Source organism: Maricaulis virginensis, assembly GCF_027922185.1.
Taxonomy (GTDB): Bacteria; Pseudomonadota; Alphaproteobacteria; order Caulobacterales; family Maricaulaceae; genus Maricaulis; species Maricaulis virginensis.
Genome location: NZ_BSFE01000012.1, coordinates 55015 through 80779, shown reverse-complemented (window position 1 = coordinate 80779; position 25765 = coordinate 55015). Strand labels below are relative to the sequence as shown.

The 25765-nt window shown below is 66.2% G+C and carries 20 protein-coding genes; 18 read left to right on the top strand and 2 right to left on the bottom strand.

Annotated elements, in window-relative coordinates:
* The first annotated feature begins 91 nt into the window (after window positions 1-91).
* From PKE71_RS15915 to PKE71_RS15905, 3 genes are all read left to right on the top strand, one after another.
* Window positions 92-1627 carry a YifB family Mg chelatase-like AAA ATPase gene (locus PKE71_RS15915; protein ID WP_271187990.1) on the top strand — a complete coding sequence of 512 codons (1536 nt, stop codon included), beginning with the start codon at window positions 92-94 and terminating at the stop codon, window positions 1625-1627.
* Between the two features lie 596 nt (window positions 1628-2223).
* Entirely contained in the window at window positions 2224-4125 is a 1902-nt protein-coding gene (locus tag PKE71_RS15910) for an ATP-binding protein (protein WP_271187989.1), read from the top strand.
* 26 nt (window positions 4126-4151) lie between these two features.
* Entirely contained in the window at window positions 4152-5507 is a 1356-nt protein-coding gene (locus PKE71_RS15905; RefSeq protein ID WP_271187988.1) for an AmpG family muropeptide MFS transporter, read from the top strand.
* A 2-nt stretch (window positions 5508-5509) separates the two neighbouring features.
* Here PKE71_RS15905 and PKE71_RS15900 read toward each other — a convergent pair whose 3' ends face one another.
* Window positions 5510-7795 (bottom strand): NADP-dependent malic enzyme, encoded by a 2286-nt coding sequence (locus PKE71_RS15900; RefSeq protein ID WP_271187987.1) that lies wholly within the window; start codon window positions 7793-7795, stop codon window positions 5510-5512.
* A gap of 100 nt (window positions 7796-7895) precedes the next feature.
* Between PKE71_RS15900 and mutS the strand changes: the two genes are divergently transcribed.
* From mutS to PKE71_RS15875, 5 genes are all read left to right on the top strand, one after another.
* Window positions 7896-10592: a DNA mismatch repair protein MutS gene (gene mutS / locus PKE71_RS15895; RefSeq protein WP_373878826.1), complete on the top strand. Its 2697-nt coding sequence runs from the start codon at window positions 7896-7898 to the stop codon at window positions 10590-10592.
* A gap of 34 nt (window positions 10593-10626) precedes the next feature.
* Entirely contained in the window at window positions 10627-13437 is a 2811-nt protein-coding gene (locus PKE71_RS15890) for a [protein-PII] uridylyltransferase (RefSeq protein ID WP_271187985.1), read from the top strand.
* 613 nt (window positions 13438-14050) lie between these two features.
* A complete protein-coding gene (gene murJ, locus PKE71_RS15885; protein ID WP_271187984.1) occupies window positions 14051-15619 on the top strand; it encodes a murein biosynthesis integral membrane protein MurJ in 1569 nt (522 codons plus the stop codon).
* An 83-nt stretch (window positions 15620-15702) separates the two neighbouring features.
* Window positions 15703-16740 carry a tryptophan--tRNA ligase gene (gene trpS, locus PKE71_RS15880; RefSeq protein WP_271187983.1) on the top strand — a complete coding sequence of 346 codons (1038 nt, stop codon included), beginning with the start codon at window positions 15703-15705 and terminating at the stop codon, window positions 16738-16740.
* A 107-nt stretch (window positions 16741-16847) separates the two neighbouring features.
* Window positions 16848-17405: a copper chaperone PCu(A)C gene (locus PKE71_RS15875; protein ID WP_271187982.1), complete on the top strand. Its 558-nt coding sequence runs from the start codon at window positions 16848-16850 to the stop codon at window positions 17403-17405.
* Here PKE71_RS15875 and PKE71_RS15870 read toward each other — a convergent pair.
* Complete coding sequence (locus PKE71_RS15870; protein WP_271187981.1) at window positions 17402-17995, bottom strand: hypothetical protein; 594 nt, start codon at window positions 17993-17995, stop codon at window positions 17402-17404. The two genes, PKE71_RS15875 and PKE71_RS15870, sit on opposite strands and share 4 nt — an antisense overlap.
* A gap of 74 nt (window positions 17996-18069) precedes the next feature.
* On the opposite strand from PKE71_RS15870, the gene PKE71_RS15865 reads away from it, so the two are divergent.
* The 10 genes from PKE71_RS15865 (at window position 18070) to ybeY (ending at window position 25755) form a co-directional block, all read left to right on the top strand.
* The gene (locus PKE71_RS15865; protein WP_271187980.1) at window positions 18070-18546 is read left to right on the top strand and encodes a universal stress protein; all 477 of its coding nucleotides are present in this window, start codon (window positions 18070-18072) and stop codon (window positions 18544-18546) included.
* Between the two features lie 69 nt (window positions 18547-18615).
* Window positions 18616-19179, top strand: a complete 564-nt coding sequence (locus PKE71_RS15860) for a NifU family protein (RefSeq protein ID WP_271187979.1) — start codon at window positions 18616-18618, stop codon at window positions 19177-19179.
* Between the two features lie 104 nt (window positions 19180-19283).
* On the top strand, window positions 19284-19919 hold the full coding sequence (locus PKE71_RS15855; protein ID WP_271187978.1) for a malonic semialdehyde reductase: 636 nt from the start codon (window positions 19284-19286) through the stop codon (window positions 19917-19919).
* A gap of 9 nt (window positions 19920-19928) precedes the next feature.
* Window positions 19929-20573, top strand: coding sequence for a tRNA (adenosine(37)-N6)-threonylcarbamoyltransferase complex dimerization subunit type 1 TsaB (gene tsaB, locus PKE71_RS15850; RefSeq protein WP_271187977.1), 645 nt, complete (start codon window positions 19929-19931; stop codon window positions 20571-20573).
* Window positions 20570-21031 carry a ribosomal protein S18-alanine N-acetyltransferase gene (gene rimI, locus PKE71_RS15845; protein WP_271187976.1) on the top strand — a complete coding sequence of 154 codons (462 nt, stop codon included), beginning with the start codon at window positions 20570-20572 and terminating at the stop codon, window positions 21029-21031. The genes tsaB and rimI overlap by 4 nt, the downstream gene beginning before the upstream one ends.
* A gap of 36 nt (window positions 21032-21067) precedes the next feature.
* On the top strand, window positions 21068-21487 hold the full coding sequence (locus PKE71_RS15840; protein WP_271188021.1) for a Fur family transcriptional regulator: 420 nt from the start codon (window positions 21068-21070) through the stop codon (window positions 21485-21487).
* Between the two features lie 26 nt (window positions 21488-21513).
* Window positions 21514-22791, top strand: coding sequence for a TCR/Tet family MFS transporter (locus PKE71_RS15835; RefSeq protein ID WP_271187975.1), 1278 nt, complete (start codon window positions 21514-21516; stop codon window positions 22789-22791).
* A 110-nt stretch (window positions 22792-22901) separates the two neighbouring features.
* A complete protein-coding gene (gene miaB / locus PKE71_RS15830) occupies window positions 22902-24272 on the top strand; it encodes a tRNA (N6-isopentenyl adenosine(37)-C2)-methylthiotransferase MiaB (protein ID WP_271187974.1) in 1371 nt (456 codons plus the stop codon).
* The gene (locus PKE71_RS15825) at window positions 24269-25306 is read left to right on the top strand and encodes a PhoH family protein (RefSeq protein WP_271187973.1); all 1038 of its coding nucleotides are present in this window, start codon (window positions 24269-24271) and stop codon (window positions 25304-25306) included. Before miaB ends, PKE71_RS15825 begins: the two co-directional genes overlap by 4 nt.
* Window positions 25303-25755, top strand: a complete 453-nt coding sequence (gene ybeY, locus PKE71_RS15820) for an rRNA maturation RNase YbeY (RefSeq protein ID WP_271187972.1) — start codon at window positions 25303-25305, stop codon at window positions 25753-25755. The genes PKE71_RS15825 and ybeY overlap by 4 nt, the downstream gene beginning before the upstream one ends.
* Window positions 25756-25765: the final 10 nt, after the last annotated feature.

Genomic DNA, 25765 nt, shown 5'->3' with positions numbered 1-25765 from the left:
GGCGACTGTGGCAGAAAGGCACGGTGAGCGGCATTCTGCGACGCATGCGGCTGCTCAGCGATTCAATTTCCCGGTACGTCAGGGAGAAATCATGGCGGCTCGAACGACATCGGTGGCGTTCGACGGGGCCGAGGCGGGCCTGGTTGACGTACAAGTCCAGGTAGCAGGCGGCCAGCAGCCGATCTTTTCCGTCGTCGGTCTGGGCGACAAGGCGGTCACGGAAAGCCGGGAGCGGGTACGTGCGGCTTTTGCGGCGCTGGGGCTGTCGCTGCCGTCCAAGCGGCTGATCGTCAATCTCGCGCCGGCCGACCGCCCCAAGGAGGGTGCGCATTTTGACCTGCCGATCGCCGTCAGCGTGCTCGCGGAAATGGGCATACTGCCCAAGGATGCCGTCGAAGGACACCTGGTGTTCGGCGAGCTGGGGGCCGATGCGCGCATCCGCTCGGCGCCGGGTGCGCTGCCCGCTGCGGTGGCCGCCAATGCGGCCGGCCTGTCGCTGATCTGTCCGGAGGCGTGCGGTGCCGAAGCGGCCTGGGCCGGGGGTGACCTGGCCATTCTCGCGCCCGCGACGCTGATCCAGCTGATCAATCACTTCAAGGGCACCCAGGTGCTCGCCCGCCCGGTGCCAGGTGAATTGCTCGATACCGGCACGGGTCCAGACCTCGCCCAGGTCCGCGGCCAGGAAGCGGCCAAGCGTGCGCTGGAGATCGCTGCGGCCGGACATCACAATCTCCTCATGGTCGGGCCGCCGGGATCGGGCAAGTCGATGATGGCCGAGCGCCTGCCGGGCCTTCTGCCCGCCCTGGCACCGGAGGAACTGCTCGACGTCTCGATGATCCACTCGGTCGCCGGCCTGCTCGAGCGCGGGCGGCTGACACGGACACGGCCCTTCCGCTCGCCGCATCACTCCGCTTCGATGGCGGCGATGGTCGGCGGGGGCATGCGCGCCCGGCCGGGCGAGGCTTCGCTCGCCCATCGCGGCGTGCTGTTTCTCGACGAGTTGCCGGAATTCCATCCCCAGGTGCTCGACAGCCTGCGCCAGCCCCTGGAAACCGGCTCGATCACCGTCGCCCGGGCCAATGCCCACATCGTCTACCCGGCGCGTTTTCAACTGGTTGCTGCCATGAATCCCTGTCGTTGCGGCGGTGGCGGGGATGGCGGTACCGGTTGCCGCCGCGGTCCGCGCTGCGCGCGCGATTATCAGGCACGCATCTCCGGTCCGATGCTCGACCGGATCGATCTGCAGATCCATGTTCCCGCGGTCACGCCCGCCGATCTGGCCCTCCCGCCGCCGGCCGAAGGCACGGCGGAGGCTGCCCGGCGCGTCGCCCGGGCCCGCGAGATCCAGGCGGCACGCGGTTATCTCAACGCGCATCTGCCAACGGACATTCTCGATCATGTCGCCACGCCGGACCGGCCGGGCGAGGCCCTGCTCAACGAGGCGGCCACAGCGCACAATCTCACCGCCCGCTCCTATCATCGCGTCTTGCGCGTCGCCCGCACCATTGCCGACCTGGAGGGCCAGGAAGGCGTGCGTCGCATCCATATCGCCGAAGCGCTGTCCTGCCGGCGCGGCCTGTTCGAGGCGACGCAGATGTCTGCGGGTGTAGCGCTCGCCGCGCAGTAGGCGGCATGGCCATGCAGGCCGTTGTGCTGCGCCCGGTCTATCTGCGGGCAGGCTGAGGGCGGAGCTGTGAGCGGCTCCTGAAACCGGGCTCCGGAGGCCCGGGCGCGATCCGGCGCGGCGCAACCTCCTGCCGCTGCCGGGTTGCGCCCGGTGTTGCGCTGCGCCCGGCCTTGCGGTGTGCGCGGGCGGGGGCGGTCACGACGCTTCGTTAACCGTCCCCTGCTAGACAGGACGGCATGAAACGGGACGGCAAAGATGGATCCTCCGGGCTCCCGTCCGGCGCGCCGCGGGACGGCTCCCGCACCGGCGCCGCGGGCGAGGGTGACAGGCAGGACGACGCAGACCGGTGCGCGGGCGCCGGGGCTGCGCGAGCGTCTGCGCCTGACCCCATGCGCCGGCGTGCTGAAATCGTCCGTCCGACGGGCCCGGCAGCACGGCAGGCGGCCGTTCGAAGCGATGCCGGTCGTGCTGATGCCGGGTGCGGTGGCACGGATCACGATGTCACGGATCACGATGTCACGGGTCACCCTGATACGGCGCGCGGTGATACAGGACACCATGACGCGGATAAAAGCCCGGACCGGGCGCCGGATCGCGTGCCGGACCCGGACACGGACCCTGTCACGCATCTCGCCGGCCGAGGCGTCGACCACGCCGGCCACGCCAGAGAGTCCGGGCCGCGCCGTCTTCATATCGAGCCCGCCCTTGATGCCGTTCTTCTGACAGCGCTGGATGCGGCAGGTGAGCTGATGTTGGTGCGCGGCCATAGCGGCCGCGTGCTCTACGTCAATGCCGCCTTTCTCACGGCGTTTGGCGGCGAGCGCACCGACTGGGTCGGCCGTTGGTTTTCCGTGGCGCCGCCGGTCTCGACCGCCGGTCAGCGCCGCTATGAAATGCTGATGCGCACGCGCTCCGGTCCGCTCTGGATCGAATGGGACGAGCGTCTGCTTCCCGACGATGGCGGGGTCATCTCCGTCGGCCGTGACGTCACCCGCCGGCGCGAGGCGCATGACGATCTGGAAGCATCCCAGCGCGCCAAATCCCTCTTCTTCGCCGCTGTTACCCACGAGCTGCGTACGCCGCTGGCTGGCGCGCTCGGCGTCGCCCGCCTGCTGGAAGCCACACCCTTGCGTCCGGACCAGGCCGACTATGTCCGCTCGATTGCCACATCGGCCGACCATGCGCTGGCGATGGTGGACGATATTCTCGATCTGTCGCGCCTCGAGGCCGGCAAGCTCGATCTGCGTCCCGAACCGGTCGACGTGGTCGAGCTGGTGCGAGAAACCGTCGAACTCGCAGCGCCGCGGGCGCGGGAGAAGGGGCTGGAGATCGGGGTCGTCCAGGCCGCCGGTGCACCGGTGCGTGTCATCGGCGATGCCGCCCGCCTGCGCCAGATCCTGTTCAACCTGATCGGCAATGCGGTGAAATTCACCCGGTCCGGCGGTGTGCGGGTCGATATTACCGGCACACCCGGCGCCGACGGCGCGGTGCGTCTGGCGCTCTCCGTCAGCGATACCGGGCCCGGCATTGCCGAAGCCGATCAGCAGACCCTGTTCGAGCATTTCGAGCGCGGCGCCGCGGAGCGTGACGGCGCCGAAGGCGGCGCCGGTCTGGGTCTCGCCATGGTGCGCCGCCTCGTTGAGGCGATGGACAGCACGATGGGCCTGGAAAGCCGCCTGGGCGAAGGCGCGAAATTCTGGGTCGTTTTCGACCTGCCCGTCGAGGCGGTGATGGATGCACAGCCGCTGACGGGCCATCGGGTCGCGGTCGCGGCGCCCAATGCCATTCTGCGCACGAGCCTGTGCGACCAGCTGCAGGCGCTCGGCGCCGACGCGCTGGCAATCGACTCGCCCGACATGCTCGCCGCGGAGGCCGATGGCCGGGAGCTTCTTGTCGATCCGGTCTGGGCGGCGGCCGCTGCCGAAACCGGCGTCGTGCGGACCTGGCACCTCGTCGCGCCGGACCAGAAGGCGGCGGTCATCGAAACGGCCGGCCCGGGTGAGGGCTGGTTGGTCAAACCGGTCCGCCCGGCAACCCTGATCGACCGGTTGACGGGCCGGGAGGACGCGCCGGACACCGAAGCACCCCGGCGGCCGTCCGTACAGCCCGATGTCTCCGGACTCAGCCTGCTGGTCGCCGAAGACGATCCGGTCAATGCTCTCATTGCCCGCAAATGCCTGGAAAGCCTGGGCATTGCCGTCACGCTCGTGACCGATGGCGAGGCCGCCAGCGAGGCGCTGGCGGTGCAGGAATTCGACGCCGCCCTGCTCGATCAGCGCATGCCCAAGCGCGACGGACCGGATGTTGCCCGCAAGGCGCGCGAAGCCGGGCTCACCCTGCCGCTGATCGCACTTACCGCCAATGCCTCGGAAAGCGACCGCAAGCTGTGCCTGGGCGCCGGAATGGACGAATTCCTCTCCAAACCCCTCGACCCCGACCGCCTCACCGCCGTCCTCGTTAACTTGTGCGGACGGCAAAAGCGGGCCAGCATGGGCTGATCTCAACCCGCTGGAGTTTCAGGGACATGGCCGACAGCAATGCGGAGATCGGTGCGGCTGGCCGCACCACCTGGCTCAAGACGCTCACCGTCTACTTCACCCCGGTCATGATCTCCATGCTGATCCTGGGCTTCGCGTCGGGCCTGCCGCTCTACATGGTGTTCCAGAAACTGTCCTACTGGCTGCGCGACGCCGGTATAGAACGCTCGACGATCGGCTTCTTCTACTTCGTCACCCTGTCCTACACGCTGAAATGGCTGTGGGCACCGGTCGTTGACCGGGTGAAGATACCGGTGCTGCACAGCCTGCTCGGCGCGCGCCGCTCCTGGATTGTCACGGCGATATCCGGAACGGTGATCGCGCTGGTCATCATCTCGCAGACCGACCCTCTGGTCAGCCTTGTCCCGGTCGCCATTGCCGCGCTCTTGCTGGCCTATTCGGGCGCCACGCTTGACGTGGCCATCGACGCCTGGCGGATCGAGTCCGCGCCCAATGACATGCAGGCCAACATGGCGGCGGCCTACTCCTTCGGTTACCGCATCGCCTACATGACATCCGGCCTGGGCCTCGCCATTTCCGAGTGGGCTGACTGGGACGTGTCCTTCCTCGCCATGGCCGGTGCCATGCTCGTCTCCGCCGGGCTCGTCTTCGCGATGAAGGAGCCCAGGGCCGGCGCTGGAAAGCGTGAGCTGGAGGGCGGTTTCGGGCTGAAGGTCGCCAAGGCCGTCTATGAGCCCTTCAAGGCCATTTTCGGCCGGCTGGGATGGTGGATCATCCCTGTCTTCGCACTGATCTCGCTATACCGGATGAGCGATTTCACCATGGGTGTGATGGCCGCCCCGCTCTATTCGGACCTGGAATTCGACCGTGCAGTTGTTGGCGGCATCCAGGGCGGGCCGGGGCTCGCGTCAACGCTTTTCGGGCTGTTTCTCGGCGGTGTGGTGGCCTATCGCATCGGCATGATGCGGGCCTTGATGGTCGGCCTGGGCATCACCTTCGTGACCAATGGCGCCTATGCCTGGCTGGCCGCGACCGCACAGCCTGACGATGCCTGGAAACTGGCCATCGCCATCGTCGGCGACAATCTGGCCGGCGGTTTCGTCACCACCGTCTTCATTGCCTATCTTTCCAGCCTGGTCGATCCGGCGAATGCGGCGACCCAGTATGCGCTGCTCAGCTCCTTCTACGCCCTGTTCGCGAAATTCCTGTCAGGCTTTTCCGGCGTGCTGGCGGATGCGGTCGGCTGGGTGATGTTCTTCGTGCTGACAGCGGCGTGGACCCTGCCCGCCGCCGCCTTGCTGGTGTTTGTCGCCTTCCGCGGACCGCCCGGCGCACGCGGCGAGGAGAAGTTCGCCGAACGCGAGACGGTGGAGGCGGAGTAGCCCTACTCCGCCAGCGTACTCTCCACCTCGTGCTTTTCCGGGTCATAGGCGGCCAGGGCCGCCAGCGTCGTGATCTCGCTGACCGAGGCGCCGAGACGGGCGATCTGCACGGGTTTTTCGACACCGACCAGCATCGGACCGATCACGGTCGCGCCGCCGGCTACGCGCAGCAGTTTGGTGGCGATGGAGGCGGCGTGGATGGCCGGCATGATCAGCACATTGGCCGGACCCTTCAGGCGCGAGAACGGGTAGAGGAAGCGGTGTGACGGGTCGAGCGCCACATCGACATTCATCTCGCCCTCGTATTCGAAGTTCACGCCGCGCTCGTCGAGCAGGCGCACAGCCTCCTGCAGCTTGTCGGACCGCTGGCCCTGCGGATTGCCGAAGGTGGAATAGGACAGGAAGGCGACGCGCGGGGTGAAGCCGAAGCCCTTGGCCGCCGCCGCGGTTTCCGTGGCGATATCGGCCAGCGCCTCGCTGTCGGGGAACTCGGCGATATTGGTGTCGGCGATGAACAGCGTGCGGCCCTTGGCCAGGGCGATCGACATGCCCATCACGCGCTGTCCCGGCGCCGGATCGAGCACCAGGCCGACATCGCTCAGCGCTGCGGCATAGGAGCGGGTCGTGCCCGTCACCATGCCGTCGGCATCGCCCAGCTTCACCATGCAGGCGGAGAAGACATTGCGGTCATTATTGACCAGGCGCTGCACGTCGCGGCGCAGATAGCCCTTGCGCTGCAGGCGTTCGTACAGGAAGTCCGCATAGATCGCATTGCGGTCCGAGAGGCGGGCATTGACGATCTCGATCGCGTCTTCCGGCACACCGACCTGGCGCATGTTGGCGCGGGTGATCTCTTCGCGGCCGACCAGGATGGCCTTGCCCAGCTCCTGGTTCTGGAAGGCATAGGCGGCGCGGATCACCGACGGCTCCTCGCCTTCGGCAAAGACGATGCGGCGGCCATGGCCCATCACCGCGCCCTGGATACGCTGCAGCAGGGCAGCGGTCGGGTCGAGGCGCCGGGCCAGCGAGGCCCGGTAGGCGGTCATGTCGGCGATCGGCTTGCGTGCGACGCCGGTATCCATTGCGGCCTGGGCGACATAGGGCGGCACATAGTGGATCAGCCGCGGATCGAAGGGCGAGGGGATGATGTAGTCGCGGCCGAATGACGGGCGCGAGCCGTGATAGGCGGCGGCCACCTCGTCGGGCACATCCTCGCGCGCCAGCGCAGCCAGGGCGCGGGCCGCGGCGATCTTCATTTCTTCATTGATCGTGCGGGCACGCGCATCGAGGGCGCCGCGGAAGATGTAGGGGAAGCCGAGGACATTATTGACCTGGTTGGGATAGTCCGACCGGCCGGTGGCGATGATGGCATCGTCGCGCACGGCACGCACGTCTTCCGGCCTGATCTCGGGATCCGGATTGGCCATCGCGAAGATGATCGGGTCCTTGGCCATCGCCTTGACCATGTCCTGGGTCACCGCGCCGGCGACCGACAGGCCCAGGAAGCAGTCGGCGCCGTCCAGCGCCTCGGCCAGCGAGCGGCGATCCGTGTCGGCGGCATGCGCCGCTTTCCACTGGTTCAGCCCGTCGCGCCCGGTGTGGATGACGCCCTTGGAGTCGCACAGCAGCGCGTTCTCGTGCTTGACGCCCATCGCCTTGAGAAGTTCGAGCACGGCGATGCCGGCCGCACCGGCGCCGTTCACCACGACTTTCAGATCGCTGATCTTGCGGCCGGTGATGTCACAGGCATTGATGATGCCGGCGACGGAGATGATGGCCGTGCCGTGCTGGTCGTCATGGAAGACCGGTACGTCGAGCAGTTCGCGCAGGCGCTGTTCGATGATGAAGCTTTCCGGCGCCTTGATGTCTTCCAGATTGATGCCGCCGAACGTGTTGCCGATCCGCTTGACGCATTCGATGAAGGCATCGGCATCGGTTTCCTCGACCTCGATGTCCATCGCGTCGATATCGGCAAAGCGCTTGAACAGCACCGCCTTGCCTTCCATCACGGGCTTGGACGCCATGGCGCCCAGATCGCCCAGGCCGAGAATAGCCGTGCCGTTGGAGATCACGGCGACCATATTGCCCTTGGAGGTGTAGTCGTAGACCGCGTCGGGATTCTCCGCGATCGCCTTCACCGGCGCAGCCACGCCCGGCGAATAGGCCAGCGAGAGATCGCGCTGCGTCGCCATCGGCTTGGTCGGAGACAGGGCGAGCTTGCCGGGAACGGGCTCCTTGTGAAAGGCGAGCGCTTCTTCGTCCTCGACGTGGCTGGTTCTGTCGTTCATCCCCGTTTTCCCTGCTTTATTTTGATTATGGACAATCGTATGGGCTCTAGCCGCTTCACACCCTTGCACGCAAGGTGAAACCTCGCCACCGTCTGCGCCGATGAATTCCCTGTCCAGCCTTCCCATGCCCGCCGATCGTGCCTTCCCCTCGGCCGAGGGCGCCACGCCGATGATGGAGCAATTCCTGGCCCTGCGGTCGCAGGCGCCGGGCGATGCCCTGCTCTTCTATCGCATGGGCGATTTCTACGAGCTCTTCTTCGACGATGCGGTGCGGGCGGCGGCGGCGCTGGATATCGCGCTGACCAAGCGCGGCGAGCACCAGGGCGAGCCGATCCCGATGTGCGGCGTGCCGGCAGCCACGGCCGAGGCCTATCTGGCGCGTCTGATCAAGGCGGGCTTCAAGGTCGCCGTGGGCGAGCAGATCGAGGATCCCAAGGCGGCCAAGGCGCGCGGATCCAAGGCGGTGGTGCAGCGGGCCATCACCCGTATCGTCACGCCGGGAACGCTGACCGAGGACAGCCTGCTCGATCCGCGTTCGGCCAACCGGATTGCCGCCCTGGCCCAACTGGCGACCGGCGAGAACGCCATCGCCTGGGCGGATATCTCGACCGGCGAGTTTGCGGTTTGCGCCGTTTCCGGGGACGCCCTGACGGCCGAGCTGGCGGCGATGAACCCGGCCGAGCTGCTGGTCGAGGAGAGCCGGTTCTGTGAGGCGGCGGGCCTTCTGCCACGCACCACGCTCACGCCTTTGCCGCGGGCCAAGTTCGATGTCGCTTCAGCGGAGCGGCAGCTCAAGGCCCAGTTCGAGGTGCAGGAGCTGACCGCGTTCGGGGATTTCTCGAAGGCCGAGCGCGCCGCGCTGGGGGCGCTGCTGGACTATCTCGCCCTGTCCCAGGCCGGTGCTCCGGCCAAGCTGTCGCCGCCGCGCCAGACGCGAGAGGGCAGTGTCCTGGCCATCGATCCGGCGACCCGGGCCAGCCTGGAGATCGATCGCACCCTGTCCGGTGACCGCCAGGGTTCGCTGCTCGGCGCAATCGACCGCACTGTCACCGCGCCGGGTGCGCGGGCGCTGGCCGACCGGCTGGCGCGTCCCCTGACCGATGTCGCGGCGATCGAGGCGCGGCTGGATGCCGTCGCCTGGTTCGAGCGCGAGGCCGGGCTGCGCCGGCAATTGCGCGATCGTCTGAAATCCGCCGGCGATGCCGAGCGCGGCCTGTCGCGCCTGCTCGTCGGCCGTGGCGGTCCGCGGGACCTCAAGGCGCTGAGCGGCGCGCTGCAGGAGGGCGAGGCGATCGCCGCGCACCTGCTGGACGCCCGGCTCGACCGGCCGCCGCAACGTATCGCCGACGGGATCGCGGCGCTGACCCTGGCCGACAAGCCGGAGCTTGCAGCCCTGGTCGGGGATCTCGACCGGGCGATTGTCGACGAGCCGCCACTGCTGGCGCGCGATGGCGGGTTCGTCGCTGAAGGCTGGATGCCGGAACTGGACGAGACGCGGCAATTGCGCGACGCTTCGCGCCGCATCGTCGCCGGTCTGCAGCAGACCTATGCCGGGGCGACCGGCGTTTCGAGCCTGAAGGTGAAGCACAATAATGTGCTGGGCTATTTCGTCGAGGTGACCGCACGTCATGCCGATGCGCTGATGGGCGACGACACTTTCATCCACCGCCAGACCATGGCGAATGCGGTCCGCTTCACCACGACCGAGCTGGCGGAGCTGGAATCGAAGATCGCGAGTGCCGGCGAGCGGGCGCTGGCGATGGAGATCGAGACATTTTCCGCACTGCGTGACCGTGTGGAGGCGCTGGCAGGCTTTATCCGCGTCGCGACGGCTGCTCTGGCAGAATTTGATGTGTCGTCCGCGCTCGCCGAATGGGCCGAAGAGGCCGGGGCGTGCCGCCCACAAATTAACGATTCATTTACGTTTTCTGTCGATGGCGGCAGGCATCCCGTGGTCGAGCGCGCGCTGGCGAAATCCGGTGAAGGGCGTTTCACCCCCAATTCCTGCCAGCTGGAGGGATCGGGGGAAAATGCGGCCCGTCTGACCTTCGTTACCGGCCCCAACATGGCGGGTAAATCGACCTTCCTGCGCCAGAATGCCCTGATCCTGATGCTGGCCCAGGCCGGCTGCTATGTCCCGGCGGAGCGGGCCGAGATCGGCGTCGCCGACCGGCTCTATTCCCGCGTCGGGGCGGCCGACGATCTGGCGCGTGGCCGCTCGACCTTCATGGCCGAGATGATCGAGACGGCGGCGATCCTGAACCAGGCGACACCGCGCAGCTTTGTCATCCTCGACGAGATCGGCCGCGGCACGGCGACCTTTGACGGGCTGTCCATTGCCTGGGCGGCGGCGGAACATCTGCACGAGATCAATCGCTGCCGCGCGCTCTTCGCGACGCATTATCACGAGCTGACGCGCCTCGCCGAGGATCTCGATGCGGCCGGAAACGTGTCCCTCAAGGCCAAGGAATGGAAGGGCGAGCTGGTCTTTCTGCACGAGGTCGGGGCCGGGGCGGCCGACCGCTCCTACGGCATCGAGGTGGCACGCCGGGCCGGTCTGCCGCGCAAGGCGATCAGCCGGGCCAGATCCATCCTCAAGCGGCTGGAGTCCGACGGGGCTCCTGCCGCAGCGCTCGACACCCTGCCGCTCTTTGCCGTGGCCGAGCCGGAACAGGCGCCGATCATCGAGCCGTCGGAAGTGGAAAAGCGGCTGGACGGGATCGACCCGGATACGCTGACGCCGCGCGAGGCGCTGGACCTTGTCTATGCGCTAAAATCGCTGGTGAAGAAGGCGTGACGGCGGCCCGCGGCACGACTAGATTGACGCCGTCATGACACGGTCCGCCCTGCCCGCCTCGCTCGACGCCCTGAAACTGCGGGCGCAACTGGCTGCCGCTACGGCGCAGTCGGGCTGGACCTCGCCTGCCGCGCGCTCGGCCGGGCTGGCCCATGTCCGCTCGGCGCTGGACGGGTTCCGTGAACAGGCCTTTGCCCGTCTGTCCGGTGCCGGCGGCGGTGCCGCCGCGGCGCAGGTCCTGTCCGACGGGATGAGTGTCTGCCTGCACGCCCTGTTCGACTCCATGGCCGCAGGCGACCCCGACGGAGCGGCCGGCATCGCCTTGTGTGCCCAGGGCGGGTTCGGGGCCGGCGAGCTGGCTCCGTCCTCGGATGTCGATCTCCTGCTGGTGAAGCCGGAAGGCGAGCGGCCGGAGACCGACGAATTCCTGCAGCAATTCCTCTACGCCCTGTGGGATCTGAAGATCGACGTCGGGGGTGGCGCCTGCCGCACGATCGACCAGACCCTCGATCTGACGCGCGAGGACGCATCCGAACGCACCGCCCTGCTCAGCCTGCGCCATCTGGCGGGCGACGAGACCGCGACCCAGTCGCTTGCCCAGCGTTTTCGCGAAGAAATCGTCGCGGGCGACCTGCAGGGTTTTGTCGAGGCCAAGCTGCGCGAGCGCGATGCGCGCATCGAGAAGGCCGGGCGCTCGCGCTACACGGTCGAGCCCAATCTGAAATCCGGCAAGGGCGGGCTGCGCGACCTGCAGCTGATGCGCTGGCTGGCGCAATTTCTCTACGGTGCCGATGCCTTCGAACGCTGGGTCGGCACCCGTCTGCTCTCGGTCGAGGATGTCAGCCGCTATGTGGCGGCCGATGACTTCCTGTGGACCGTCCGCTTCCATCTGCACGATCTGGCGGGCGGCAAGGACGAGCGGCTGACATTCGATCTGCAGCCAGAAATCGCCGCCCGCATGGGCTATGAGGACAGCGAGACGGAAAGTGCTGTCGAGCGTTTCATGCGCCGCTATTTCCGCACGGCCATGGCCGTCGGCTCGCTGACCCGCCTGGTTTGCGCCAAGCTGGAGGCCGATGCCTGGAAGGCCAAGCCGAAAGGGCTGGCCCGTTTCCTGCCGCCGGGCATGGATCGTGAGGAAGGCGCCGATGTCGGCGAGTTCATCATCCGCGAGGGCCGGCTCGACTTTGCCCATGGCACCCAGATCCGCGAGGATCCGGTGCGGCTGCTGCGCTTCTTCCACATGGCCGCCTCGCGCCGGCTCGATCTGCACCCGGAAGCCGTCGCCCGGATCGGCCGAACGCTCTATCTGATCGATGACGAGTTTCGCCGCGACCCGCGTGCGGCACGCGCCTTCTTTGCCGTGTTGCTGGACAGTCCGGCGCCGATGGCCGTGCTGCGCATGATGACCGAGGCGGGCGTTCTGGGGCGCTATATCCCGGAATTCGGCGATATCGTCGCACGCACCCAGTTCAACATGTATCACCGCTATACGGTCGACGAGCACACGCTGCAGGCGCTTGGCCTTTTGCGCGAGATCGAGGACGGGCTGCACCCGCTCGATCATCCGCTCTCGACCCGGATCGCGCCGCTGATCCAGAACCGTCGCGCGCTGCACCTGGCCATCCTGCTGCACGATACCGGCAAAGGAGCGGGCGACCAGTGTATCGAGGGCGCATTGCGGGCGCTGACGGCCTGCGAACGCCTGGGTCTGGGCCATGACGATACCGAGCTGGTGGCCTGGTTGATCCGCTCCCACCTCCTGATGAGCGATACCGCCCAGCGGCGCGATCTGTCCGATCCGCGCACTGTCGCCGATTTCGCGGCTGCGGTGGGCTCGGTGGAGCGCCTGCGCCTGCTCACCGTGCTGACCGTGGTCGATATCCGCGCTGTCGGACCCGGCGTCTGGAATGGCTGGAAAGGCCAGCTGATCCGCGAACTCTATACGGCCACCGAAGCGGTGCTGCTCAGCGATGGTGACGCAATGGCCTCGGCCCGGCGCAGCCTGTCGGACCGGGCGCGGGCCGAGCGCGAGGCCGTGTTGCCTCGGCTGGAGCGGCTCAATCCGGAATTTGCGGCCTGGTGGATGGCCGAACTGAACGACGCCTACTGGGTATCCTTCGGCCGCGAGGACCGGTATCGCCACGCCGCCTTTGTCCGCCGGGCCTTCGAAGCCGGAGAGACAACGGCGGCCGGTGTGCGCGTGGACCGGCGCCGCGCTGCGACCGAGGTGATGATCTGGTCGCCCGACCGCACGCGCATCTTCGCCGATATCGTGGCCGCCTTTGCCGAGATGGGGGCGGATGTTGTCGGCGCGACGATCAACACGACCGCATCGGGCCAGGTCTTCGACATCTTCTACATCCAGGACGCGGCCGGTCAGCCCTATGGCCAGCAGGACGAGCGCCAGCGCCAGGCCCTGGTCGCCTATCTGCGCGAGGTCGCGACGGGCGAGCTCACCGTGCGCCGTCGCAAATCCATGCCGCTGCAGCGCCGCGATGCCGCTTTCCGTGTCACGCCGTCGGTGACGATTTCCAACGAGATTGCCGAGAATGCCACGGTGATCGAGGCGTCCGGCCGCGACCGGCCCGGTCTGCTGGCCGATCTGGCAGACGTGCTGGCCGATGAGGGCCTCGCGCTTAATTCCGCCCAGATCGACGGTTATGGCGAGCGGGCGACCGACGTGTTCTATGTCAGTCACGGGCAGGCCAAGCTGGAAGATGCCGAGGTGATCGAGCGGGTGGAAAAAGGTCTGATGGCCGTGCTGAGCGAAAGCGAGACGGCCGCCGACGAAAAAGCCGCCCAGCGCGGTATCGCGCGGGCCCGCGCCAGCGTACTGAGGTAACGGCCAAACTTATCGTTGACATTACGGAAAACGGGGTTCGGCGGAACGCTGAACTCGAGAAATTTGCTCACCGCGCCAAAAACCAAAGGTTGAATTTGCTCGATCTGCGCCTTAGTCTAAGGTTGTGTGATTAATGGAGCTAATCATGAATGGTTTTTCCCAAATCGGAATTGCGGCTTTGACATCGGTAGTTCTTGCGACTCATGGCGGTGCAGTTATGGGACAGGAGTCCCCCCCCTCCTCCCACTTCTCCGCCGCCCGGTCCAAATGTCCCTGACAATACCGATTGGCCCGGTGTTCCGTATCAATACCCTGAAGACAACTCGATCCAATCCCTGAGAGATCTGTCTGCGCCAGAGATGATGTGTGTCGCATTCCACACGCTGGCGGGAGGTGGCGACCCCAATTTTGTGGACCGCGCGTGCGGCACAAACTTGGAAGGAAACAATCCCAATAGCGGCGACTAGCTAATATGAAGAACACGAGGTGCAGGCGTGGGTGCCATGCGCCTCGTGTTCGCGATGCTGCGTCGGGTCATTTTTTGTGCTAGGTCGTCTGGAGCCTACGATAGAGACATCGTACTTTATTGGATAAGTTTGTCCTTGGGGTTTCGATGCGTCTTCTCAGGTCCTCGGCGGTGGTCGGCGCCCTCACCATGGTCAGCCGGGTTCTTGGTTTTGTGCGCGACATGCTGCTTGCCGCAGCGCTGGGCACAGGGCCGGTGTCCGAGGCCTTTGTCGTTGCGCTGCGTTTCCCCAACCTTTTTCGCCGCCTGTTTGCCGAGGGCGCCTTCAACGCCGCCTTCGTGCCCCTTTATGCGGGCAAGGTAGAAGCCGAAGGTCAGGAAGAAGCACAGCTTTTCCTGAAACAGGTCTTGTCGGTCCTGATTACCGTGCTCGCGGTGTTTGTCGTGTTGGCGCAGGTGTTGATGCCGTGGCTCATGATGGCGATTGTGCCCGGTTTCGAAATCGGCGAGCCGGGCCGCCGCTACGAACTGGCCGTACTGTTTACCCAGATCACCATGCCCTACATCTTCCTGATGTCTATAACGGCGATGTTGGGCGGTGTCCTCAACTCCCACAATCGCTTCGTGGTTGCGGCTGCTGCCCCAGTGATCCTGAATGTGGTTCTGATTGCTGTTCTGGCAACGGCCCCTGACACGGCTCAGGTGACCGGGTTGCGGCTCAGCTTCGGTGTGACGGTGTCAGGTATACTGCAGGCACTCTTCCTGTTCTGGGGGTGCCGACGCCTCGGCATACGTTTCGGCCTCACGCTGCCGCGGCTGACCCCAGGCGTGAAACGCCTTATCGCGTTGGGAATACCCGGTACTTTTGCTGCAGGCATAACCCAGATCAATATCATCATCAGTCAGCAGATTGCCTCGCTGCAGGACGGGGCGGTGGCATTGCTCTACTTTGCGGACCGGCTTTACCAGCTGCCACTGGGCGTGATCGGTATTGCCATGGGTGTGGCTTTGCTACCGACATTGTCGCGCCGCATGCGAGCGGAGGATCATGACGGTGCGCGCAACGCCATGAATCGCGCGCTCGAAATGTCGATGGCGCTGACCGTACCCGCAGCCATCGCCATGATTGTGATGCCGAACTTCCTCGTCGAAGGCCTCTTCATGCGCGGCGAGTTCTCCGACCAGGCGGCAAGGGGGACGGCTTTTGCCGTACAGGCGTTTGCAGTCGGCCTCCCCGCATTTGTGCTGATCAAGGTCTTCTCACCCGGGTTTTTCGCGCGTGAGGACACAAAGACACCGATGAGGTTTGCAGCGTTGTCCATGCTGGTGAACGTCGCCGTCGGGCTGGGTCTCTTCTTCCTGATCCGCAATCGCTTTCCGGAGTTTGGCCATGTCGGTCTGGCGGCTGCGACGAGCCTTGCCGGCTGGCTCAATGCGATCCTGTTGATGCTGACACTACGTCGACGCGGCGGGCTGGACTTCGACGCGCGACTGAAGTCGCGGCTGCCACGTGTCGCGGTAGCTGCAACGATGATGGGGCTGGCGATCGCGGCGCTCGCCAGCCAATCGGAGACAATTACTGCACTGGCTCTTGGCAGCCAGCTACTCGCTTTGGTCCTGGTAAGCGGTGCCGGACTCGGCGTGTTCGGCCTGGTCAGCATTATGACCGGCGCGCTACGGCCTTCGGAAGTGCTGCAGGCGCTGGGGCGCCGCTAAGCCTGCCAAACAAGGCTTGAGCCTAGGGAGAGGCGCCGGTATCACCGCCTCTCCCATTTTCCTGTCCCCGAAGGTCAGATCCCATGAGCGAAACGCCCACCGACTACACCGGTCCCAAGCGCATCTTTTCCGGCATGCAGCCCACCGGCCGCCTGCATCTCGGCAATTATCTGGGCGCGCTGAAGAACTGGGTGGCGCTGCAGGATGAGGGCGATGCCGAGTGCATCTATTGCGTGGTCGACATGCACGCGATCACCATGCCGCACGATCCCAAGGCCCTGCCCGGTGCCGTGCGTGCTGCGGCTGCAGCCTATATCGCGGCTGGCGTGAACCCGGACAAGAGCATCATCTTCGCCCAGTCCGCTGTCTCCGCACATGCGGAGCTGGCCTGGATCTTCAACTGCGTGGCGCGTCTGGGCTGGGCCGAGCGCATGACCCAGTTCAAGGACAAGGGCGGCAAGGACAAGGAGCGCGCCTCCGTCGGCCTGCTGACCTATCCCGTGCTGCAGGCCGCCGACATTCTCGCCTACAAGGCGACGCATGTGCCTGTCGGTGAGGACCAGAAGCAGCATCTCGAGCTGTGCCGCGATATCGCGGCGCGCTTCAACCGCGACTACGGCGATGGCCAGGCCTTTTTCCCGTTGACCGAGCCGGTGATCCAGGGGCCGGGCGCGCGCATCATGAGCCTGCGCGACGGCACGGCGAAAATGTCCAAGTCCGACGTGTCGGACAATTCGCGCATCAATCTGGAAGACGATGCCGACACGATCGCCCGCAAGATCAAGAAGGCGAAAACCGATCCCGAGCCGCTGCCGGAAACGGTGGAGGGTCTGGAGGCCCGTGCCGAAGCGTCCAATCTGGTCGGCATCTATGCCGCGCTGACCGGCAAGACCAAGGCGGAAGTGCTCGCCGAGTTCGGTGGCCAGGGCTTCGGCGCGTTCAAGCCGGCGCTGGCGGATGTGGCCGTGGAATATCTCGCGCCGATCTCGCAGGAATTCCGCCGGCTGATTGCCGACCAGGCCGAGATCGACCGTATCCTGGCAAAAGGCGCCGAGCGGGCCGATGTGATCGCCGCGCCGATCCTCAAGGAAACCAAGGAAATCATCGGTTTCTGGCACTAAAATCGATCCATTCATCAACCAAGATCGCGATGAAATGGTTCAGGCGGACAATTCGCCGCATGGCGGGCCTTTCCAAGGCGCGGTCCTGTAGCGGCTGGAGGACTTCAATGAAGCACTATGCCCTGATTGCAGCCGCAGGCCTCGCCCTGACAGCCTGCAGCGAACCGGCCGAAGACACCGCCACCCGGGATAGCGCCATGGACCATGGCGGGATGGATCTCGCGGCACCTGCTGAAACGGCTGACGCGGCCGCGCCGTTGCCTGATGACGGCATCGCCCCGGTGGTCGAGATTAGCGACGCCTGGATCCGGCCGCATCCGCAGGGCCGCGACGTGACGGCGGCCTATTTCACGGCGACGCTCGCGCAGGGCCATGCCGATCGCCTCATCGAGGCGCGCATGGACGGTGCCGGCCATATCGAGCTGCACACCCACACCATGAATGATGAAGGCATGATGCAGATGCGCCAGGTGGGTCCGCAGGACATCACCGATGCCGGCGCGCTGGCCTTTGCGCCGGGCGGGCTGCACCTGATGGTGTTCGGCATGGATCCGGTCGCCGAGGGCGATGAGGTCACCGGCACGCTCGTCTTTGAACGGGCCGGCGAGGTGGCGGTCACGTTCCAGGCGCGCAATACGGCACCGGGCGGGCATTCCGGACACTAGATCCCGTCCGCAGGCTCCGGTTCGCGCGGTGTTGCGGGCCGGGCATAGGTTTCCGGATCATAGGGTTTCGGCCCGCGGGGCCAGAACAGGCGGGTCAGCCACACGCCCGCCACGACCCCGGCAATCAGGAACAGGCCGGACGCCTGTTCGCGCACCAGGAAGAGCAGGGCGAAGAAGAACAGGCTGATCCCCGTCAGCGCCAGGCCCAGTGAGAACATCACGAACAGGAAGACCATCGACGAGCCTTCGATGAAGCGGATGCCGTCGCGATAGGGCAGCAAGGCCAGGTGCAGGTCGCGCAGCAGGGCGCTGAATGTGTCCGCGGCGGGCTCCCACTGCCCCACGCCGGACCAGCGCATCGATCCGAAAACGGTTTCCTGTCCCCGCGTATCGGTGATGCGGCAGACGACCTGGCTCTGCTGGCCGGCCATCTCCACACTCAGCCGTACCTGGGCGATATCGGCCAGCTCGACCTGGCCGGCTGCGGCGTTCCCGTCCTCGCCGCGCCAGACCAGCGCCTTGTCGGTCAGGCCGAAAATTCTCGCCGGTGTCGCGGCATTGCGCCGGTCCCGATGTTCGCTTGCAGACATGCGCCCTCCCTTGCCCGCGCGGTGGTAGCAGCATTCTCTGGACGAGTCGCCCGCGAGACGCCAAACTCCGTTTCATGCCGCAGAGTTCACGAAAATTCCTGGTCGTGGCCGACGACAGCAATGAGTGCCGGACGGCGCTCTACTTCGCCGCCCGCCGCGCCGTGTCGACCGGTGCCCATGTCGCCATCCTGGCAACGCATGAGCCCAGCGACTTCAATCACTGGATCGGCGTCGCCGAGACCGCCAAGCGCGAAGCGGAGACCGCCGCCGAGACGCTGCTGGAATCCATGGCCGAGGATGCCGAGGCCGTGACCGGCGAGCGTCCGGAATTGCTGCTGCGCGAAGGCGATCGCCGGACCGTGCTGGCGCGTCTTCTGGAGGAAGACCCGCTGATCTCGCTGCTCGTGCTGGCGGCGTCCTCCTCGAGCGAAGGCCCCGGCCCGCTGGTCACCGCGCTGGCGCGCGGCCGCGGCCTGTTCGAGAGCCGCGCGGTGCCGGTGACAGTGGTGCCCGGCGACATGGATCCGGCGGAAATCGACGCGCTCGTGTGAAACCCACACGGCGATCATGGTTGAAAGCTGCGTCCGGGTGGGCCAAGTGACGATCAGGAGACCCGAGCCATGTTCATCCAGACTGAAGCCACGCCCAATCCCAACACGCTGAAATTCCTGCCGGGACGCGAAATCTCGCCCGACCAGCCGCGGGAATTCGAGAATGCCGAGGATGCCGAGGCGTCGCCGCTGGCGGCCGATCTCTTCCTGGTCGACGGGGTTAGCGGTGTGTTTTTCGGCGAGGATTTCGTCGCCGTCACCAAGACCGACGATTATGAGTGGGACCATATCAAGCCCTTCCTGCTGGGCGCGATCATGGACGGGCTGCAGTCCGGCCGGCCGCTGTTCGAGACGTCGCAGAGCGGCGTCGATCATGCCGAGTATGACGGCGCCGATGCCGAGGTGGTGAAAGAGATCATCGACCTCATCGACACCCGCGTCCGTCCCGCCGTGGCGCGCGATGGCGGCGATATCCTGTTTCATTCCTATGTCGCCGACAGCGGGCTCGTGCGCCTGCGCATGCGCGGCGCCTGCTCGGGCTGTCCGTCCTCGACGATGACGCTGAAGGCCGGAATCGAGAACCTGCTGCGCCACTACATTCCCGAAATCCAGGGTGTGGAAGCCGTCGAATAACGGTTTCCGCACGCCGGAAAGACTTTTTCCAGTGCGGAAATTCAAAAGCCGCTCGGCCCGGATTATGGTCCGGGCGAACTGGTTATTCGCACAGGAGCGACCCCATGGCCGACGAATTGTCGCGCAAGCCCACCCATAACGATCCGATCGATGCGGCCGCGCTGAAGCAGATCCTGCTGGACGCCCGCACCTATAATGATTTCGACGAGACCCGCCCGGTCCCGGCCGAGACGCTGAAACGGCTCTACGACACGGTCCGCATGGGCCCGACCAGCGCCAATTCCTCGCCGGCGCGCTTTCTCTTCCTGACCACGCCCGAAGCCAAGGCCCGCCTGGAGCCGCACCTGTCCGAGGGAAACCGGGCAAAGACCATGAAGGCGCCGGTCACGGTAGTCGTCGCCTGGGATACCGAGTTCTACGACAAGGTGCCCCAGCTGATGCCGCACAATCCCGGTGCCCGCGACTGGTTCACCGCGCCGGCCTCGACGCTCGACAATGGCAAGCGCAATGCCGTGCTGCAGGGCGCCTATCTGATCATCGCGGCCCGCGCGCTGGGCCTGGACACCGGTCCGATGACCGGGTTCGAGAATGACGGTCTGGACAAGGAATTCTTCCTCGGCGATCCGCAGATGAAGACCTGGCGGTCGGACTTCCTGGTCAATCTGGGCTATGGCACGACAAAGAACCTCTTCCCGCGCCTGCCGCGCCTGGACTTCGACGAGGCCGCGAAAATCCTCTAAAGGGCTGGCATGACCCTGCTGGCCATCGATACCACCGGTCCGGACTGTGCCGTCGCGCTGCGCGCCGATGGCCGGCCGGACCGTGTCCTTTGCGAACGGATCGGCCGCGGCCATGCCGAACGGCTGGCGCCGATGGTGCAGCAGATCCTGGCCGATGCCGGTCTCGCCCCCCGCGAGCTGACGCGGATCGGTGTCACGATCGGTCCGGGCAGCTTTGCCGGCACCCGCGTCGGCACGGCCTTCGCCCGCGGCCTGGCCCTGGCGACGGGTGCGGTGGCCATCGGCATCGGCAATCTCGCCGTGATCGCCCGTCAGTTGCACGATGTACGCCCGCTGGCCGTGCTGCACGACGCCAGGCGCGGCGAGGTGATCCTGCAGGTCTGGGCCGGACCGGAAGCGTCCGGGCCGCAGCGCCTCACCGTCGATGCGGTTCCCGCGCACCTCGAAGCATTGGGTCTGAGCCGTCTTGTCCTCGCAGGATCGGGCGCACCGCTTGTCGATCCGGCAGGCGCGACTGTCCGCGATGTCCGCGAGCTGGACCTTCACGCCCTGCTCGATCTGGCGGCCGAGGCAGACCCGGCGCAGGCGCCGGCCTCGCCCTTCTATGCCCGCCCGCCGGACGCCAAGCTGCCGGGCGGGATCGAGCCCGCATGAGCGTGACCATCGAGCGCGCCGGGACGGACGCCGCCGGCGAGCTGGCGGCGCTGCACGCAGTCTGTTTTGCCGCCGCCTGGTCGGAACGCGAATTCGCCTCCCTTTTGCAGACGGCCGGCGTGACGGCGCTGATCCTGCGCGGGGATGGCGAGGCGCGGGGCCTTGTCGTGGTGCGCCAGGCGCTCGACGAGGCGGAAATCCTCACCATCGGCATTGCGCCGCACGCCCGGGTCTCCGGCCGCGGCGGACAATTGCTCGCCGCCGCCCAGGACGGGCTGATGCAGGCGGGCTGCGGCAGGGTCTTCCTCGAGGTTTCGGTCGCCAACACGGCGGCACAAAAGCTCTATGCCCGGGCGGGATACCGGCAGGTGGGGCTGCGCAAGGCCTATTATGCAGACGGGACCGATGCGCTTGTCCTTGAGAAATGGCTGCGCGAAGATGGACAAACCCCGGCGTGAGCGCCTATCTGTGCAGTATCAAGGACGAGGACGATGATGCCTGACCGTATCGAACAGATCTGCATCGCGAAGGGACTTCGCATGACCGATCAGCGCCGGGTCATCGCCCGCGTGCTGTCGTCTTCCGACGACCATCCGGATGCCGAAGAACTGCATCGCCGGGCGTCGGCGGAAGATCCGCGGATCTCGCTGGCCACGGTCTACCGCACGGTCCGCCTGTTCGAGGAAGCCGGCATTATCGAGCGGCACGACTTCCGCGACGGAAGGTCGCGCTATGAGGAAGTCGGCGACGAGCATCACGACCACCTGATCGACCTGAAGACGGGCGAAGTCGTGGAATTCGTCAATGAAGAGATCGAACGTCTGCAGGAAGCGATCGCGCGCAAGCTGGGCTACAAGCTTGTCGATCACCGTCTGGAGCTTTACGGCGTGCCCCTGAAGGGCGCCGAGGACTAGGGCGTCCGCCTCCCGCAGGAGACGTCATGTCCGCCCGCAAGCCCGGCAAGCACGCTTTCATCTTCATTTTCATCACCGTGCTGATCGACATGATCGGCATCGGGCTGATCATGCCTGTCATGCCGGCCCTGATCGAGGATGTGACCGGGCTGGAAGCCAACAATGCCGTGGTGCTGGGCGCCTGGCTGACCGCCAGCTATGCCGGCATGCAATTTGTCTTTGCCCCGATTGTCGGCGGCCTGTCCGACCGGTTCGGTCGCAAGCGCGTTCTGCTTGCGGCGCTGGCCGGCTTCACGCTCGACTACACGATGATGGGCTTTGCCCCGCATTTCTGGCTGCTGCTGATCGGCCGTATCCTGGCCGGCGTGTTCGGCGCCAGCTATTCCACCGCCAACGCCTACATCGCCGACATCACACCGGCCCATGAACGCGCCGGACGGTTCGGCATGATGGGTGCGGCTTTCGGCATCGGCTTCATCCTGGGCCCGGCGATCGGCGGACTGCTGGGCGAGCATTTCGGTCCGCGCGCGCCGTTTTTTGCGGCCGGCATCCTGGCCGGGCTGAACCTGATCTACGGTCTTTTCGTGCTGCCCGAGACACTGGCGCCGGAAAATCGCCGCGCCTTCTCGATCCGCCGCGCCAACCCGCTGGGTTCGCTCATGCAGATGCGGTCCTATCCGGCGGTTCTGGTGATGATGGGTGCGGTCTTCCTGATGCTGCTCGGCCACGCGGTCTATCCGGCTGTCTGGTCCTACTACACCGACTTCAAGTTCGGCTGGACGGCAGGCGATATCGGCCTGTCGCTGATGGCGGTCGGGCTGACCACGGCGCTGGTGCAGGGCGGGCTGACCCGCATTCTCGTGCCGAAGCTGGGCGAGTGGCGCGCCATCGCGGTCTCGCTGTCGCTGGCCGTGTGCTCCTATGCCGCCTATGGCCTGGCGACCAGTGGCTGGATGGTCTACCCGATCATCGTCTTCGGTGCGCTGGCCGGGATCGGCCAGCCGGCGCTGCAGGGCGTGATCTCCCGTATCGTGCCGGCCAATGCCCAGGGCGAGCTGCAGGGGGCGATGACCTCGATGCAGAGCCTGTCGATGATTATCGGGCCGCTGATCATGTCGCGCATGTTCGAGGGCTTTACCGGCGCCGATGCGCCGTTTGTCTTCGCCGGCGCGCCCTTCCTTCTGGCCTCGGCGCTGACGATTGTCGCGCTCTTCCTGGCGCTCGGCGCCAAGCGGCATGATCCGGGCACGCATGAACTGCCGTCCCGGGAGACTGTTCCTGAAGGCGCCGTAGAGGCCGAATAGTCTTGCGGGCCTTGCCTATCGGCCCCATTTCCATCATAACGCCCCGCTTCCCGGCCGCGGGCCGGACGACGCTGATTGGGTGAACCGCCGGAGGCGGTTTTGAAGGTTTCATGAGTTCGACGCGCAAACGTCTCTTCATCAAGACTTACGGCTGCCAGATGAATGTCTACGATTCCGAACGGATGAGAGACGTGCTGGCCCCGCTTGGCTATGAGCCGGCCGAGGAGCCCGATGGCGCCGATCTGGTGATCCTGAACACCTGTCACATCCGCGAGAAGGCTGCCGAGAAAGTCTATTCCGAGCTGGGCCGCCTGCGCCCGCTGAAGGAGGAGAAGGCGGCATCCGGCGGCATGACGATCGCCGTGGCGGGCTGCGTTGCCCAGGCCGAGGGCGCGGAGATCATGAAGCGCGCACCGGTCGTCGATCTCGTTGTCGGACCGCAAACCTATCACAAGCTTCCCGAGCTGATCGCCCAGGCGCATCGTGCCCGGGGCGAGGCGCTGGATACCGAGTTCGAGGTCGAGGACAAGTTCGACCGTCTCGCCGGCGAGCGCCAGGTCGAGGGCTATTCCGCCTTCGTCACCGTGCAGGAAGGCTGCGACAAGTTCTGCACCTTCTGTGTCGTGCCCTATACGCGCGGTGCGGAATGGTCGCGCCCGGTCGACCAGATCGTTGCCGAAGTGCGCGGCCTGGCCGCCAAGGGCGTGCGCGAAGTCACGCTGCTGGGCCAGAATGTCAACGCCTTCCACGGCGCGCCGCCGTCCGGCCGCGAGGCCGACGGTGCCTGGGGTCTGGGCCAGCTGGTGCGCCATATCGCCCTGATCGGCGGTATCGAGCGTATCCGCTTCACCACCTCGCATCCGCGCGACATGGATGACGACCTGATCGCGGCCTTCGCCGACGAACCCAAGCTGATGCCCTATTTCCACCTGCCGGTGCAGGCAGGCTCGGACAAGATCCTCAAGGCCATGAACCGTCAGCACACGGCGGCGGAATACATCGCCATCATCGAGCGCCTGCGGGCGGCCCGGCCGGATATCGCGATTTCCGGCGACATGATTGTCGGCTTTCCCGGCGAGACCGATACCGATTTCCAGGCCACGCTCGATCTGGTGCGCGAGGTGAATTACGCCTCCTGCTTCTCCTTCAAGTATTCGCGCCGTCCGGGCACGCCCGGGGCCGCGATGATGGGCCAGATCGACGAAGCCGTGAAAGGCGAACGTCTGGCCGTGCTGCAGGATCTGCTCAACGCCCAGCAGATTGCCTTCAACGAAAGCCGGATCGGGCGCACCCTGCCGGTCCTGTTTGAAAAGCCAGGCCGCCAGGACGGGCAATTGCACGGCCGCAGCCCCTATCTGCAGGCCGTCCATGTCGAGGCGCCGGCCGAAATGATCGGCCATATCGGCCAGGTCGTTATCGAGCGCGCCAGCCGTAACGCGCTGGCCGGGCGTCTGGCGGGCGGAGAGCGGAGCGCGGCGTGAGTTCAGCGAAAACACCGCCCCGCAACCGGGCCACCAAGCCGCGGCGCGAAGCCTCGGAAACGGTCTTCTTCGACGACAAGGAACGCCTGCGCGGCATGGCCGGCGCCGGCGACCGTTTCCTGATCCTGATCGAGCAGGAACTGGGTGTGCGCCTGTCGGCGCCCGGCGGTGGCCAGATTGTCATCACGGCTGGCGACGGCGCGGCGCGCGATGAAGCCAAGCGCGTGCTCAAGCGGCTCTATGCTTCGCTGGAACACGGGCTGACCTGCGACGAGGCGGCCGTGCGCGCGGCGCTGCGCCTGCGCGACACCGACGAGCGGGCCGGCGAGAACGAGGATGGCGTGATCCGCGTGCCGCGCGGTTCCAGCCTGATCGCCCGCACCGAAGGCCAGCGCGAATACGTGCGCGCGCTGAAGAATGACAAGGCCTATGACCTGATTTTCGGCGTCGGCCCGGCCGGTACCGGCAAGACGCTGCTGGCGGTCGCCTATGGCGCCTCGCTGCTGGTCCAGCGCAAGGTCGAGAAGCTGATCATCACCCGCCCGGCTGTCGAGGCCGGCGAGAAGCTGGGCTTCCTGCCGGGCGATCTGACCGAGAAAGTCGATCCCTATCTCCTGCCGGTCTGGGATGCGCTGGCCGACACGCTGGGGCGTCACCAGCTGGAAAAGATGCGCGAGGACGGCCGGATCGAGGTCGCCCCGCTCGCCTTCATGCGCGGCCGCACGCTCAATCGCGCCTTTGTCATCGTCGACGAGGCGCAGAACACGTCAAAGCCGCAGATGCAGATGGTGCTGACCCGCCTGGGCGAAGGCTCGCGCATGGCGGTGACCGGCGATCCCAGCCAGATCGACCTGCATCCGCGCGAGCCGTCCGGCCTCGGCCATGCGCTGGGCATCCTGTCGGAGACGAAGGGTGTTGCCATCTGCCGGTTTTCGCGTGTTGATGTGGTCCGGCACGATCTGGTGGCCCGGATCGTGGAAGCCTATGAGGACGATGCGCGCCGCGCGAGCGGCACGGCGAAACCGGACCGATGAACGCTGTCGACCTGATCGTTGAGGACGAGGCCTGGAACGGGCTGGACGGCAAGACCCGTCTCGCCGAGCAAGCCGTTGAAGCCGTTTGCGAAGAGCTCGACGAACGTAGTCCCGGCGTCGTCGCGATCCTGCTCACCGGCGACGACGCCGTGGCGGCCCTGAATGCCGAATTCCGCGGCCGGGAAGGGCCCACGAATGTGCTCTCCTTCCCCTCCGGCGGGCATGCCGACAATCACCTTGGTGACATCGCCCTGGCCGCCGGTGTTGTGGCGCGCGAGGCGCAGGCGCGCGAAATCGCGCTCGCCGATCACCTGCGGCACTTGATCATCCATGGATTCCTGCATTTGCAGGGGTATGATCACCAGGATGATGACGAGGCTGAAATCATGGAAGGTCTGGAGCGGCGTGCGCTGGCCAGACTGGGGGTGGCTGATCCCTATGCCGCCTGAGCGACAATTT

Bases quoted from the DNA above. Each gene is read 5' to 3' on its own strand.
- PKE71_RS15915 (WP_271187990.1), top strand. From the start codon at position 92: ATGGCGGCTCGAACGACATCGGTGGCGTTCGACGGGGCCGAGGCGGGC.
- PKE71_RS15905 (WP_271187988.1), top strand. From the start codon at position 4,152: ATGGCCGACAGCAATGCGGAGATCGGTGCGGCTGGCCGCACCACCTGG.
- PKE71_RS15900 (WP_271187987.1), bottom strand. From the start codon at position 7,795: ATGAACGACAGAACCAGCCACGTCGAGGACGAAGAAGCGCTCGCCTTT.
- mutS (WP_373878826.1), top strand. From the start codon at position 7,896: ATGAATTCCCTGTCCAGCCTTCCCATGCCCGCCGATCGTGCCTTCCCC.
- PKE71_RS15890 (WP_271187985.1), top strand. From the start codon at position 10,627: ATGACACGGTCCGCCCTGCCCGCCTCGCTCGACGCCCTGAAACTGCGG.
- murJ (WP_271187984.1), top strand. From the start codon at position 14,051: ATGCGTCTTCTCAGGTCCTCGGCGGTGGTCGGCGCCCTCACCATGGTC.
- trpS (WP_271187983.1), top strand. From the start codon at position 15,703: ATGAGCGAAACGCCCACCGACTACACCGGTCCCAAGCGCATCTTTTCC.
- PKE71_RS15875 (WP_271187982.1), top strand. From the start codon at position 16,848: ATGAAGCACTATGCCCTGATTGCAGCCGCAGGCCTCGCCCTGACAGCC.
- PKE71_RS15870 (WP_271187981.1), bottom strand. From the start codon at position 17,995: ATGTCTGCAAGCGAACATCGGGACCGGCGCAATGCCGCGACACCGGCG.
- PKE71_RS15865 (WP_271187980.1), top strand. From the start codon at position 18,070: ATGCCGCAGAGTTCACGAAAATTCCTGGTCGTGGCCGACGACAGCAAT.
- PKE71_RS15860 (WP_271187979.1), top strand. From the start codon at position 18,616: ATGTTCATCCAGACTGAAGCCACGCCCAATCCCAACACGCTGAAATTC.
- PKE71_RS15855 (WP_271187978.1), top strand. From the start codon at position 19,284: ATGGCCGACGAATTGTCGCGCAAGCCCACCCATAACGATCCGATCGAT.
- tsaB (WP_271187977.1), top strand. From the start codon at position 19,929: ATGACCCTGCTGGCCATCGATACCACCGGTCCGGACTGTGCCGTCGCG.
- rimI (WP_271187976.1), top strand. From the start codon at position 20,570: ATGAGCGTGACCATCGAGCGCGCCGGGACGGACGCCGCCGGCGAGCTG.
- PKE71_RS15840 (WP_271188021.1), top strand. From the start codon at position 21,068: ATGCCTGACCGTATCGAACAGATCTGCATCGCGAAGGGACTTCGCATG.
- PKE71_RS15835 (WP_271187975.1), top strand. From the start codon at position 21,514: ATGTCCGCCCGCAAGCCCGGCAAGCACGCTTTCATCTTCATTTTCATC.
- miaB (WP_271187974.1), top strand. From the start codon at position 22,902: ATGAGTTCGACGCGCAAACGTCTCTTCATCAAGACTTACGGCTGCCAG.
- ybeY (WP_271187972.1), top strand. From the start codon at position 25,303: ATGAACGCTGTCGACCTGATCGTTGAGGACGAGGCCTGGAACGGGCTG.